A 13,040-nucleotide genomic window follows, 5' to 3' on the forward strand; every position below is an offset into this window, starting at 1 on the left:
CCCCGATGTTCAAACCGGGACGCGGGAAGAATATTCAGGGCTGCGCCGATCAGACGAAGAGATCGACCTTCTCAAACTTCGTGACATCGATCAGCCCGATGTCGGAGATCCGAAGTTCTGGAATGACAACGAGCGCCAGCAGCGAATGCTGCATATAGGCATTGTTGAGGGTACATCCCATCTCGCGCATCGCTTCCGTGAGACGGGCGGCCTTATCGGCGACAATTTCTGCCCGCTCATCGGACATGAGGCCGGCGATCGGCAGTTCCACCAGCGCCAGCTCCTTGCCGCCGGAGACCATCACCACGCCGCCGCCGACTTCGCCTAGGCGGTTACAGGCCAGCGCCATGTCTTCCTTGTTGGTGCCAACGACGATGATGTGATGCGAGTCATGGGCAACCGTGGAGGCCAGCGCACAATCCTTCCCGTAGCCGAAGCCCGAGACGAAGGCATTTACCACAGTTCCGGTGCCCCGGTGACGCTCCACCAGTGCGATCTGGCAGATGTCGTTCGCGCGGCTCATGCCGACGAGGCCGTTCTCCACGGGAAGCTCCGCCACGCTCGCACGCGTCGGCGCCTGGTTCTCGATGATGTTGATGACGCGCGCCTTGACTGCCTCGGCACCCGAAGGTGCGGCAATGTCAAAGTCGCCAGCTTCAAGCGTCTTGCCGAGCTTCACCGTGTTCTTGGCAGTCGCCGGATAGTTCCAGGCGGGAATGTCAGCAACGAGCTTGCCGGCCTTCGCCAGCAGCACACCACGCGCGTAGACTTCATCAATTGCTAGCGACGCCAGATCGGAGACGATCAGCACATCCGCACGGCGGCCGGGGGTGATGGAACCCAGCTCGCGTGCCAGACCGAAGTGCTCGGCGGTGTTGATGGTCGCCATCTGGATCGCTGTCACGGGCTTCAGCCCCTGTTCGATCGCGTGACGCACCACGCGGTCCATATGGCCGTCATGCACCAGCGTACCGGAATGGCTGTCGTCCGTGCAGAGGACGAAGTTGCGGGGATCGAGCCCCTGTTCCGTCACTGCCTTGATCTGGGTCGCTACGTCATACCAGGCGGAGCCCAGCCGCAGCATTGCCCGCATGCCCTGGCGGACGCGCGCAATCGCATCTTCCGCCCGGGTGCCCTCGTGATCGTCTTCCGGACCACCCGCCACATAGCCATGGAAGGGCAGGCCCAGATCAGGCGACGCATAGTGGCCGCCCACCGTCTTGCCAGCGCGCATGGAAGCGGCAACAACGCCCTTCATGATCGGATCATTGTTGGCGACGCCCGGGAAATTCATCACCTCGCCAAGGCCAATGATATTCGGCCAGTTCATGGCTTCCGCAACCTCTTCCGCGCCGATCGAAGCGCCGGCGTTTTCCAGTCCCGGCGCGGAAGGAACGCAGGACGGCATCTGGACATAGACGTTGATCGGCTGGCCCACCGCCTCGTCATGCATCAGCCGGACGCCCTCCATGCCGAGCACGTTGGCGATCTCATGGGGATCGATGAACATGCTGGTCGTGCCGTGCGGGATCACTGCCCGGCAGAACTCGGTGACGGTCACCATGCCGCTCTCGACGTGCATGTGCGCATCGCAGAGCCCCGGCACGAGATAGCGGCCAGCCGCGTCAACGACCGTCGTTTCCGGACCGATCGCATGGCTTGCATCAGGTCCGCAATAAGCGAAGCGCCCCGCTACGATCGCCAGATCCGTGCCCGGGATGATCTCGCCGGAATGAACGTTCACCCAGCGACCGTTGCGGATCACCAGATCGGCCTTGGCCCGCCCCATCGCCACATCCACCAGCTGCGGAGTGACGTCCACGCGAGATTTCAATATCGATGCCTTGCTGCTTGTTGTTGTCATGATCACCAGCATCCTGCCAAAAGTATGAGTCACCATTGGAAGCCGAATTTCGCCACCGGGCAAGGGCGAAATGGTCGCTCCCAGCGTGGCGGCTTTCGGTCGCGCCAAGCCATTGCCCGCTGCTGAATAAGATGCCACAACAACGCGGGGTGAGGAGGAGATGAAGATGGCAGAAGATGTAGTTGATATTGCAGCCTATTTCGATCGTATCGGCTACAAGGGGGCTGCTCGGCCGACGCTGGATACGCTGCAGGAACTGCATCTCTTACATCCGCTCGCCATTCCCTTCGAGAACCTCGATCCGCTGCTCGGCCGCCCTGTGAGTCTCGACCTCCCTTCGCTGCAGGCAAAGCTGGTTGAGGGCCGTCGCGGCGGCTATTGCTACGAGCACAACATCCTCTTCATGCATATGCTGCAAGAACTGGGCTTTGAGGTTTCCGGCCTTGGAGCACGGGTTCTGTGGAACCGTCCGGAAGGCGCGCTCACCCCGCGCACCCACATGCTGCTGCGGGTGGACATCGACGGCGAAACCTGGATCGCTGACGTCGGCTTCGGCGGCGTAACGCTCACCGCGCCGCTCAGGCTCGTGGAAGGCGTGGTTCAGGAAACACCACATGAGCGCTTCCGCCTCGACAGGGTCGAAGGCTACTGGCTACTGCAGGTCGAGATCGGTGAAGAGTGGCGTTCCACCTTCCGCTTCGGGCTCGAGGAAAACCTGCTGTCGGACTATGAGATCGCCAGCTACTTCGTCTCGACACACCAGCAGTCGCATTTCGTTCATACGCTGATGGCCGCACGGCCCACACGCGAGGGACGCTATGCCCTCAGCAACAATCGCCTGAGCTTCCGTGGCCCGGAAGCATTCCAGCGGGAACTGGCGAGCCCCGATGAGGTCGAACAGGTGCTGCGCGACATCTTCGGGATCCACGTGCCAATGGGGCTTGCCCAGGCACTGGAGCGAGAGGAGCTTCTGTAGCCTCTACTTTTTCTGCTTCGCTTCTTTTTCCTTGGCGAGGCGGTCACGCAGCTGCTTGCCGCGACCCTCAAGGTTCGTCTGTCGTCCGCGAGCCACGGCAAGCGCATCGTCCGGAATGTCCTTGGTGACCACACTGCCGGAACCGACATAGGCCCCTGCACCAATCGTGATCGGCGCAACCAGCGACGAGTTGGAGCCAACGAATGCCCCTGCCCCTATTACCGTGCGGTGCTTGTTGAAGCCGTCGTAATTGCAGGTGATCGTGCCCGCGCCGATGTTCGCCTTGGCGCCAACCGATGTGTCGCCGATGTAGGACAGGTGGTTCACCTTGGCCCCAACCTCGATCACCGACTTCTTCACCTCAACGAAATTGCCGATCTTGGCCTTGTCCTGCACATCCGCGCCCGGACGCAGGCGGGCGTAAGGTCCGATTTGCGCGCCATCAGCAATCGACGCCTGCTCGAAGTGGCAGAAGGCGTGGATCGTGACGCCAGAACCCACGCGCACGCCGGGGGCAAAGAAGACGTTCGGCTCGATGACCGTGTCCTGCCCGATCTCGGTGTCGTGCGACAGGAACACGGTTTCCGGTGCGATCATGGTCACGCCCTGCAGCAGCAGTTCGTGGCGACGGCGCTTCTGCCAGATGGCTTCGGCCTGTGCCAGCTCGGCGCGATTGTTGACGCCCAGCGCGTTCTCGAACGAAGCCTCGATGGCGCGGACGGAGAGACCATCCTTCACCGCGATTTCGACGATATCGGTCAGGTAGAATTCACCCTTGGCGTTGGCGTTACCCACCTGATCCAACAGCGCTAGTGCGTGCGCACCAGCAATTGCCATGATCCCGCCGTTGCAGAACTGGATGCGGCGCTCCTCGTCCGAGCAGTCCTTCTCCTCGCGGATGGCAACCAGCGTTCCGTCGCGTTCGATCAAGCGGCCATAACCGGTCGGGCTTTCCGTGCGGAAGCCCATGACGGCAACGGCAGCACCATCCGCCAACGACGCGCGCATGTCCGTGAGCGCTGCGGCGTCGATCAGCGGCGTGTCGCCAAACATCACAAGCACGTCGTCATAGTCACGGGCAATCGCCTCGCGGGCCGCAAGAACCGCGTTAGCGGTGCCGAGCTGCTTTTCCTGCAGATAGAATTCAGCCGTTCCTGCCCGCCCTTCGATTGCCGCGCGAACCTTGTCCGCGCCATGGCCGATAACGAGGGCGAGCGCCTCAGAGCCTGCCAGCTTCGCCGCGTTCATGACATGGGCAACCATTTCGAGGCCGGCAACCGGATGCAGCACCTTGGGCAGCGCGCTCTTCATGCGAGTGCCCTCACCGGCGGCGAGGATGATGGAAAGGCAGGTTCTGGACGTCATGAAAACCCCATCGTCAAAAGTGGGCACCTTTTAGCACACCAGCGTTAAGAACTGGCAACGGCAGAATGATGGAAAATCAACCGAGCGTTCCGAGCACCGGGAACGTCTCCAGCAACCAGAAAGCCGCGCTCTGGATGCCGCCGGAGAGGAACAGCACACCGGCAAGGACCAGCAGGCCACCGATCACCTTCTCCATGCGACCCATGTGGACACGGAACTTCTGCATGAAGCGCATGAAAGCGCCCGAGAACAGGGCTGCGATCAGGAACGGAATGCCGAGCCCAAGTGAATAGACCGCCAGCATCAGCGCGCCCTCGCCGATCGTCTCGCGGCCGCCTGCCAGCGTCAGGATCGGGCCCAGCACCGGCCCGATGCAGGGCGTCCAGCCGAAGGCGAAAGCGAGGCCCATCAGGTAGGCCGAACCGACCCCCGCCTGCTTGCCACCGCCCTGAAAGCGGAGTTCGCGAGACAGGAACGGGATGCGGAGAACGCCGAGGAAGTTCAGGCCCATCACGATGATAATGACGCCCGCGATGATGGCGAGCTCCTGCTGCCAGGCCCGCAGAAAGGCGCCGACGGTCGAGGCGCCTGCTCCAAGCGCGACAAACACGGTCGAAAAGCCTAGCACGAAGGCGAAGGCAGCCGACATCAGGGCGAATCGCGCCTTTGCATCGTCCGAGCGGCGGAAATCATCCATCGAAACGCCGGCCATGTAGCAGAGATAAGGCGGCACCAGAGGCAGAACGCAAGGGGAAAGAAACGAAATTGCCCCCGCGAGGAGCGCACTGCCGTAACCGATCTCGATCGCCATGGATGCCTGTCTTCTCCTTGATGCCCGCGCCTTATACCCCTGAAGCGCTGATGGACCAATGCCCGAGCGGCAGCAAAACGCCGCATCATCTGGCGCCGGGTACGTCACATTCGTGTGTGAAAGTGGTGAGCGCGCAGGGATTCGAACCCTGGACCTACTGATTAAAAGTCAGTTGCTCTACCGGCTGAGCTACGCGCTCTCACCGCTGAAACCAACGGGAGGAAACGCGGCGGAACATAGTTGCGTCGCATGTGGCGGTCAACAGCAAAACAGGCAGAAGAACGCATAGTCCTCGATTTAAATGTCAGCGCCTCGAGAAGCTCCACTTCCGTGGTCCAGCACAGACAACAACTCCTCCGCACGAACCTCCCACGTGTTGCGGGCTATGAACGCATCGATGACCGCTTGGTCAGGAACCGTTTCCGTGGCCTCGTCCAGAGCTTCGCAGAAGTCATCAATGCTCTCGACGGTGCGCGTGTAGGGATAGTTGTCGATCTGTGGCATGCGGAACGAGACCACCGGAAGCCCGAACGACAGGTATTCATAGATCTTGATCGGATCCACGCCATCGGCCAGCAAACCCATGCGGAACGGGATGATCGCCGCACTCCATCGCGCAGCATAGTTGTGCAATTGATGCCACTGCTTTGGACCGAGTAGATCGATGTTCTCCGACAGGTCCATGGAAGGTGCCGAGTGGCCGATCACCTCAAAGCGATACTGCGGGCGTCTGCGCGCGATCTCCGCCAAGCCCTCCCAGTCGAACCAGGCGGGTGAAAGGTGCCCGAAGTATCCCACCACCTTCGGAGAGACAGCCGGATTGTGCTGATACCCTTCCGGCAGAAAGTTGGATTCGACAGCATTGGGCATCAGCTCGACATGGGAGCAGCCCGTCTGCCTGCGCATCTTCTCCACCAAGGGGCCCGAGACGCAGAACACACGATCAGATTTCCTGACCACGAGTTGCTCCACGTCCGCGTTATACCATGAGGCCATGCCGACCTTGGAGAATTCTTCCCAGTCATCGCGGCAGTCATAGACGATCGTCCAGCCATGAGCGCGGAACATATCGATGGATTTCTCGATGCCGGGGAGCGGATACGAAATGATAAAGAGTTTCCGGGCGCCCCCCAGATCTGCAGCAGCGATCTTCCCGAGTATCTGCATGGTGATATCGACCGGGCTCTGAACCAGACCGTCTGCGTGGAAGGCCGGCAGCGGTTCATCTTTGCGGCTGCGATGGTAGCTGAAAAGCACCGGCGTCCCACGGGCGAGAAGCGCAAGGGTCTGGCGGATTGGGCGATTGCCGCGCGTATCCTGGATATGAGTCGTGCCGGAGAAGAGGAATACAATTTCCTTCGCCTCACCAGCGCGGACGCGTTCAGCAAGCCCCTGCCAATTGCGCAGAACCGTCTGAAAATTCTCGTCATCCGGCCCGAGCGGTTTCCGTCTCGCACGCATCTCCCTGGCAAGCTGCATCACATCAAGAGGCAGGCGCAGCAGCGCCCTGGGCGAAGTCGCTGCACCGGTGAGCAAACGCCCTACCCTGTAGCTTGTGCTTCCAAGGATGCGCTGATGCTCGGCCTGAAGCTGGTCCAGTTCCTTTCGGAGCGCTTCGAGTTCGCTGTTCTGATTCATTGGAGCGTTCCCATCAGCTTCTTGAAGGCTTCGACGAAGGCGTGCGGGCCATAGCGCCGCGACAGTTCCTGACGCAAAGCGTCCACTTCCTCCGTCGAAGGCGGTTGCGCAAGCACCTCGGCTGCACGGGCCACCTGTTCCGGCTGCCAGATATCGACGCGCTGGATCATGCGGGATTCGGGGAAGACCTCGCGGAACACCGGCAGGTCGTTGGTGATCAGAGGACACCCGCACAGCACCGCTTCCGCCGCCGCCATGCCGAAGGATTCGTCTCGCGAGGTCACCAGCATCGCACCTCCGCTCGCCGCGCATTGGCGATAGAGATCCGCCAATTCCGCGTTCTCGATGCGGTCGATCCACGTCACACAGTCTGAGACGCCGTGCTTATGGATCAGTTTGAAGAACGCTTCGGACTGTGCGGGCTGCGCAGCATAACCGCCAACCATATACAGGCGAACCGGACGTCCGAGGATCTTTCGGAGCATGGCAATATAAGTAACGGCCAGCCGCCAGTTCTTGTGCAGATCGAGCTTTCCAACCCAGATGAACTGCCTCTCGCCTTGCGCCAAAGGCGAAGCTGCGGGGGTAAAAAGTTCAGTGTCCAGAATGTTCGGGATGACAGCGAGCGAAGTTGACGACGGCAATCGGCTCGTCACCAGATTTTTGGAATAGCGCGTCGGTACCATCACGGCTGCAAGCCTCGACGGGGAGATCTCTGAAAGGTACGCCAACCCCGTGGCGACAGTCGTATGGACATCCAGCAGGACAGGATTGCGGCGGTAGAATGGGCCGCGAGCGCTGTGGAGCAGCTCAGGCGAGTCGATGACAATCACCGCGTCGTAGGCCCCCTGGCGCACGAGGTGCCCGAACGATCTTTCCTTGCCGAAATGGATGCCGTCCCGATCAGTCAGGACGTGCCCAAGCCCGTTATCCTGACTGAAGAATAGCTCGCACCGGATACCGGCAGCCTTCAAGGCCGCGCGTCGCAGAAGCAGCTGGGTGGAAACACCTCCGATGATACCGTAGCGATACGCATAGAGTACCTTCATGCGCCCTCGCCCATCGGATGAATTTCATCGGCTTGCGCTCTCATGTAGGCAGCCAGCGCCGGATCGAGCATGGAATCATCGTCCTCCGGATGCCATACGACGCGCCAGCCATGACGCCGCGCCCGGGCTACTCGCCGCAAGACTGCTTCCGACAGCGTCCGGATGACCAGGACGCCCGGCTTGCCATCCTGCTTATCCAAACGTTCGGCAATCAGAGTGGGGTCGTCAGTATGCAAAACGGAATCGCTCCCGAAGTTGGAAGGCACGCTCCTCCCGAAAACGATGGTGGATGCATCGAGCATTGCAGCGTTGTTGCCACGAGCTGTTACTGTCGGCGATGCCCCCTTTCTACGGCGTTGGAGGAACAGGCGCAGCAATCTGGCAAAGAAGACGATCGTACCCCGCCCCGGAGGAAAAGCGCCGAGCGCCCAACCTCCCACGCGATAGTGCAGACTTCCGCGAAGCGCGTCGAGCTCGGCTTCGCGCGAAGCAACCTCCTCGCGCAAGATCTCGATGAGATAGGCGTCCCAGTTCGTGTTGCCGGTGTCGTGTCTGGAAGTGGAGCTCATATGGCCACGACCATTTCCTTGGAATCGCCTTGCGGTTGTAGAGCTTCGGCGAAATCAACGAACAGGTCCAGCTCGCGCTGAATGATGATCGCCTTGGAGGATTGCTGGCGGACCCTGCGTGCAGCATTCCTTGAAAGTCGCAGGAAACGCTCTGGATCATGGTAGAGCATTTCGATGCCGTCCGCGATGGCCTGAGCATCCTCCGGCGGCGCCAAGATCCCACAGTCTTCATCAACGAATTCCGGGATGGCGGCTACCGCATTGGTGATCGGCACCAATCCGGAAGACATCGCCTCATCGCGTGAAACACCCTGGGAATCCATCCTGCTCGGCACCAGGAAAACGCCGTTCTCCCGATGAAGCTCCGCGACTTCCCGGTGGGGCAGAAACTGCTGCTCGATCCTCACGTTGTCCAACCCTTTCAGGGGCGCAATCGTCTGATCAAACAAAATGCCATCACCAACCATCGTGATGCTCAGTTCACTGAACCAAGGCTTATCCTTGAGCTGCCGGATGGCTTCGACGCTCAGGTCGTTCGCGTAAGTCTTGGAGCTGTATGGCCGTATGGACAGAAGGCGGAGCCTCTGTTCAGGGCGTTTCTCCCGGTACGAAAAGAGATCCGTGTCGATGGGATTATGGATTACGGCATAGGAGCCAGCCGGCAGACGAACGCCGAGATCTTCCATGGCCGTTTTGGCAGAATATTCCGACACGAACACGAGTTTCATGTTTTCAGGCAACGGTTGGAGGATTCCCCTCCAGAACGCCATTCGTTCTTCGCTTTGCTGCCGTGCTCGCGACAGTTCTTCTTCGCTGGCAAAATTATATTGCCGCCGATGCCAAGGCTGGATCTCCGAACCATGCACCCAGACCGTTATTTTCAGCCGTTGCACATGCTTTTGCAGGACCTCCCACATGTCTGGGTCTAGGAAATGGACCAGCACATGTTCGTAGGTTCCGTCGGCAAGCAGCGTATCCAGCGCTTCCTGAGATCCTGACATGACATCGATGTTCTCAAATTCGTGGTACCTCACCGGCTCATCTTTCCGAAGCCGGAAGACATCCACGTCGACACCTTGTTCGCGATACGCCCTCACCCGAGCATGCACGAAGGCATTGCGATAGAGATCGTCGTGGCTGGGATAGTGGTTCGTGAGAAGCAGATACCGGCTTCGTGCGATGATCTTCGCCGGCTGCAGCCGGCGATGACCAAGGAAGAGCCCCTGAACCGTCGCCCTGCCACTGCCGTAGATACGCAACCCTAACCTGATCCCATTCGTGCCTTCGGGAATTGCCACATCATGATTCTTGTTCGCGGGAGAGACCACGGCGGCGATGCGGTTGCGTTTTGCGTCGAGGAACACAATGACCAGCTGCAGATTCAGCCCGGGCTCGACATCGAAGTAGAACTTCGCCCGGCTGGAATATCCGAGTTCATCAAGCGTGAAATCCCGAGTCGAATAGATGTAGTCGTGCTTGCCATCGGCAAGTCGCGACCCGACCACGAGAGATTGGTCCGAAACTGTCAGGCTGTACTGCTTCTTCGAAGAAGGGCGGAACAGCTCTCCCAGCCTTTTTCCGGAAATCAGTGAATCTGAATCGGAGTTCTCCTGCTCGGGCGCAATCATTTCCGCGGCATGGGTCAGTTCTGTGATGGATATTCCCTCATCCAGAACTTTCAGGTCATCGACGGCCTCTTTGACCGCTTCAAGATCGATCCCCTCCGCCCTGCTGCCTTGCAGACAGTAGTTGAAGGCATCGATCCCCAGGACATTGCCAACAAATTCTCCCTCGCGAACTGAGACAGCAAAGTCCCGCAGTGTATCCGTCGCAATGCGCGACCCCCGAATCAGGGATGCCCGGTGAGCAACCCGTGCATCAAACCGGTACTCACGATGTGCATCGGCAGGGTTGAGACCCAGCCCTTCCTGCCACGAATAGTGCGCAAGCTTGCCGATCGCATCCGCCTCACTGTAGCGCGTCGCCAGAGCCAGATCTGTCAGGTAGTTGGGGCCATAGTAGTCTTCACCAACCATCGCCCCGATCCAGTCTCCCTCTTCAGCAATGGCTTTGATGGGACGTTCAGCCGCCTTGGTTGCAGGTATCAACTCGACATCGCCCCTTGAAAGATCGGGAGTTGCAAATCCGTCAACGACGACGACAAGCTTCCTGTTGCGGTAGGTCTGGCGGCCGAACTGATCAACCAGATTGTTCAATTCATCCTGCTTCTGCGCGGATCCAACGACGATCACGCGCGGCAGCAGATCAGGCATATCCTCGCGCTTCAGCTTGGCTACGATATATGCCAGACGGTTCTCGTATGTGTGCTCCCGCATAACCTTGCGCAAAGCCGCCAGCCTGAACTTGCGGAACGTCAGGTCATCTCCCGAAACACGCTCTGCCCGGCGTACCAACTCCTTCCCGTCGTCGCTGGCAATGACCAGATCTCCGAAGAGGAGGCGCAAGCCACGCGAATAGTTGCTGACGGTGATCGTGTTCGACGCGAGGAGTTCGAATACGCGGCGCGCAAACATTGTCTGCGACTGCTTGATGGAATTCAGATTGATCGCGTAGCGATACCCCTTGTAGGCCCGATCAACCTCGTTGAACGGCAGAGTGCCCACGATGTAGGGCTGGTACTCGTCAGGAAATTTGTAGTCTGGATGATCCTTGCCATAGTTCCGATCGAAGATTTCCAGCGGGCGATACTTCGGTAGCTCCTTGACGAAGTTGCCCAGATCCGCCGCCCGTTCAGGGTACTTCGCATAGTAGGCACCTGCGAAACAAAATGCATCCTTGCGGTCGTATGTCTCGATTGGATTGTGCACCCTGGGCTGGCAGGCAAAGGGCAGCAGATAGACCCGATCGTGACCAAGTGCGGCCTTGTAGCGATGGATGCAGTCGATATCGGTGGTGAAAACAAACTCACACAGGTTGGCGGTGTTGAGGAAGGTCTGAAAATGGACCGGATCCTCCTTGTTCCAGAACACCGTTGGCACGTCGTGCTCGCGGCACCAATTGACGATCTGCTGGAGTTCGGAGCTCGTATGGCCGACCTTGTTCCCCCAGCTTTCGTCCTTGCCGCGCCACGCTGACTCAACGAAAAGCATGTCCGGCCTGCACTTCTGCAGTTCCGATTCCCAGTTGTTCGGCGTCAATGCATGCAGATCGCATTCCGGGAGGAACGAATGGTAGGTGAACTCGTCCATGATGCACGCGACGCTCAGACGCCGACCTGAGATCCCGCGAAGCCTTGCGCTGATCTCCTCGAGGCGCTCGGCCGAAAGCCGCGCGGGCGTGGACAGCGGGATCGGATCCGCATGTGATATGCGCTGGTCTTCGTGAACCACATTGGCGCTTCCACCTCGAGGTTTGAACACCTGCGACGTCAGCCGGATGCCCTTCCGCGTCAGCGCATAGGCGCTTCTAATGCCGGAGGCCAGCTGGTAGGTACGGGAGCGACGAATTGCATCGAACTGACCGGTCACTCGCCTGTACTTGATATTGGCGGCATGTCGTTTTCGTTCCAGTTCGTTTCGTTTCTCATCCCAGACAGCCTGAAGCCTTTGATGCGAGCTCGACAGGCTTTCAATCGCCTTTCTTTGCTGTTCGCACAGTACCTCAAGTTCCTCCACCCGCGGATCGATGCCTGCGGTGGCTACAGCAAGCTGCGCCTGGAGCAAGGAAATTTGCTCCGTGGCACTTTTATACTTCAAGTTCGCATTGTGGAGATTTTCGCGAAGTCTGACGATCTCCCGTTCACTATCGTCGCGGTCTGCCTGCAACAGCAAGTGTTCAATTGATTGTCTCTGCTCTTCGCATAGTGTCTCAAGCTCCTGCAGGCGCAGGCGCGCATCGTTTCTTGCCGCATGAGCTTTGGAAAGCTCCGCCTTAAGCGATGCGATCTGTTCCGATGCGCTTCTGTACTTCAGATTCGCACTGTTCAGGCTTTCATGAAGCTTCTTGATTTCCTGAGCACGGCGGTAATCGTCGCGAACAGCTTTGGCCATCAGGCGTTCAATATGCTGGGAAGCGCTCACCTGGCTGGAGTGGATGAATAGATGCGTAGGCGTTGCGTTGAAGGTGTCCCAGTAGCAATAGCCGAACGGCTCCAGCCACGTGTGGATGCTGTTGAAGTCTCCTTCTTCCTGACATTCCACATATAGATGGGGCATGTCACGCCGGAGGATCTCCACTGCACCTTCAAGAACCGCGAGCTCCATGCCTTCGACGTCGATTTTCAGGACGTTGACCCGGCCACCAAAGTCCAGGTCGTCCAGCCGGACCACATCGATATCGCCCGCGCCATCCCGCCTGACCTCGAGGGATTGCTCGCCCAGGTTCTCCTCGGAAATCTTGGCAAAGCTTGCCTTTGCCGCTTCCCTCCCCACGCCGACCGGATGCACAACGACCCTGTCGTTGAGGTTGTTGCGCCGCAGGCTCTCAGCAAGCGCGTCGCAAAGCGTTTTGTTGGGCTCGAATGAATGAACTCTGCAGTTCGCGCGCGTAGCAAGGTAAAGGGTGTGATTGCCTATGTTGGCGCCGATATCCAGCACCAGGTCATCCGCTGAGATCCGCCCGAACATATCGCGCAGCATATCCAGCTCGTAAGGCGAAGCTTCCTGCCAGATTTTCCGCTGAATGTAGTCCGTTTCCCTGTGCGGCAAGACGATCTCGTAGCGCACACCGTCCACATCGATCTGTTGGGAATCGCTCATAGAAGCTCCGATATCATATGCCTTGCGCAGCTCGGCGGCGTTCCTCCAGG

At 59.3% G+C, this 13,040-nt stretch carries 8 protein-coding genes and 1 tRNA gene; 1 reads left to right on the top strand and 8 read right to left on the bottom strand.

Annotated elements, in window-relative coordinates; genetic code table 11:
- Positions 1-49: 49 nt before the first annotated feature.
- Entirely contained in the window at positions 50-1,864 is a 1,815-nt protein-coding gene (ade, locus tag IEX27_RS12070; protein ID WP_188721319.1) for an adenine deaminase, read from the bottom strand.
- A gap of 166 nt (positions 1,865-2,030) precedes the next feature.
- On the opposite strand from ade, the gene IEX27_RS12075 reads away from it, so the two are divergent.
- A complete protein-coding gene (locus tag IEX27_RS12075) occupies positions 2,031-2,840 on the top strand; it encodes an arylamine N-acetyltransferase family protein (protein ID WP_188721320.1) in 810 nt (269 codons plus the stop codon).
- Between the two features lie 3 nt (positions 2,841-2,843).
- Here the strand turns inward: IEX27_RS12075 and glmU are convergent, their stop codons facing one another.
- From glmU to IEX27_RS12110, 7 genes are all read right to left on the bottom strand, one after another.
- On the bottom strand, positions 2,844-4,205 hold the full coding sequence (gene glmU / locus IEX27_RS12080) for a bifunctional UDP-N-acetylglucosamine diphosphorylase/glucosamine-1-phosphate N-acetyltransferase GlmU (protein ID WP_188721321.1): 1,362 nt from the start codon (positions 4,203-4,205) through the stop codon (positions 2,844-2,846).
- Between the two features lie 76 nt (positions 4,206-4,281).
- Positions 4,282-5,016 (bottom strand): cytochrome c biogenesis CcdA family protein, encoded by a 735-nt coding sequence (locus IEX27_RS12085; protein ID WP_188721322.1) that lies wholly within the window; start codon positions 5,014-5,016, stop codon positions 4,282-4,284.
- 123 nt (positions 5,017-5,139) lie between these two features.
- Positions 5,140-5,215: transfer RNA gene (locus tag IEX27_RS12090), tRNA-Lys, on the bottom strand.
- A 98-nt stretch (positions 5,216-5,313) separates the two neighbouring features.
- Positions 5,314-6,654 carry a glycosyltransferase family protein gene (locus IEX27_RS12095; RefSeq protein WP_188721323.1) on the bottom strand — a complete coding sequence of 447 codons (1,341 nt, stop codon included), beginning with the start codon at positions 6,652-6,654 and terminating at the stop codon, positions 5,314-5,316.
- A complete protein-coding gene (locus IEX27_RS12100; RefSeq protein WP_188721324.1) occupies positions 6,651-7,703 on the bottom strand; it encodes a glycosyltransferase family 4 protein in 1,053 nt (350 codons plus the stop codon). Before IEX27_RS12100 ends, IEX27_RS12095 begins: the two co-directional genes overlap by 4 nt.
- Positions 7,700-8,272 (bottom strand): hypothetical protein, encoded by a 573-nt coding sequence (locus IEX27_RS12105; RefSeq protein ID WP_188721325.1) that lies wholly within the window; start codon positions 8,270-8,272, stop codon positions 7,700-7,702. The genes IEX27_RS12100 and IEX27_RS12105 overlap by 4 nt, the downstream gene beginning before the upstream one ends.
- Positions 8,269-12,990, bottom strand: coding sequence for an FkbM family methyltransferase (locus IEX27_RS12110; protein WP_188721326.1), 4,722 nt, complete (start codon positions 12,988-12,990; stop codon positions 8,269-8,271). Before IEX27_RS12110 ends, IEX27_RS12105 begins: the two co-directional genes overlap by 4 nt.
- Positions 12,991-13,040: the final 50 nt, after the last annotated feature.

The sequence above is a fragment of the Nitratireductor aestuarii genome (assembly GCF_014641695.1).
GTDB lineage: Bacteria > Pseudomonadota > Alphaproteobacteria > Rhizobiales > Rhizobiaceae > Chelativorans > Chelativorans aestuarii.

What these genes read in the sequence shown, in the direction of transcription:
- IEX27_RS12095 (WP_188721323.1), bottom strand. Translation starts at nt 6,654, where the DNA reads ATGAATCAGAACAGCGAACTCGAAGCGCTCCGAAAGGAACTGGACCAG.
- IEX27_RS12085 (WP_188721322.1), bottom strand. Translation starts at nt 5,016, where the DNA reads ATGGCGATCGAGATCGGTTACGGCAGTGCGCTCCTCGCGGGGGCAATT.
- ade (WP_188721319.1), bottom strand. Translation starts at nt 1,864, where the DNA reads ATGACAACAACAAGCAGCAAGGCATCGATATTGAAATCTCGCGTGGAC.
- IEX27_RS12105 (WP_188721325.1), bottom strand. Translation starts at nt 8,272, where the DNA reads ATGAGCTCCACTTCCAGACACGACACCGGCAACACGAACTGGGACGCC.
- IEX27_RS12100 (WP_188721324.1), bottom strand. Translation starts at nt 7,703, where the DNA reads ATGAAGGTACTCTATGCGTATCGCTACGGTATCATCGGAGGTGTTTCC.
- glmU (WP_188721321.1), bottom strand. Translation starts at nt 4,205, where the DNA reads ATGACGTCCAGAACCTGCCTTTCCATCATCCTCGCCGCCGGTGAGGGC.
- IEX27_RS12075 (WP_188721320.1), top strand. Translation starts at nt 2,031, where the DNA reads ATGGCAGAAGATGTAGTTGATATTGCAGCCTATTTCGATCGTATCGGC.
- IEX27_RS12110 (WP_188721326.1), bottom strand. Translation starts at nt 12,990, where the DNA reads ATGAGCGATTCCCAACAGATCGATGTGGACGGTGTGCGCTACGAGATC.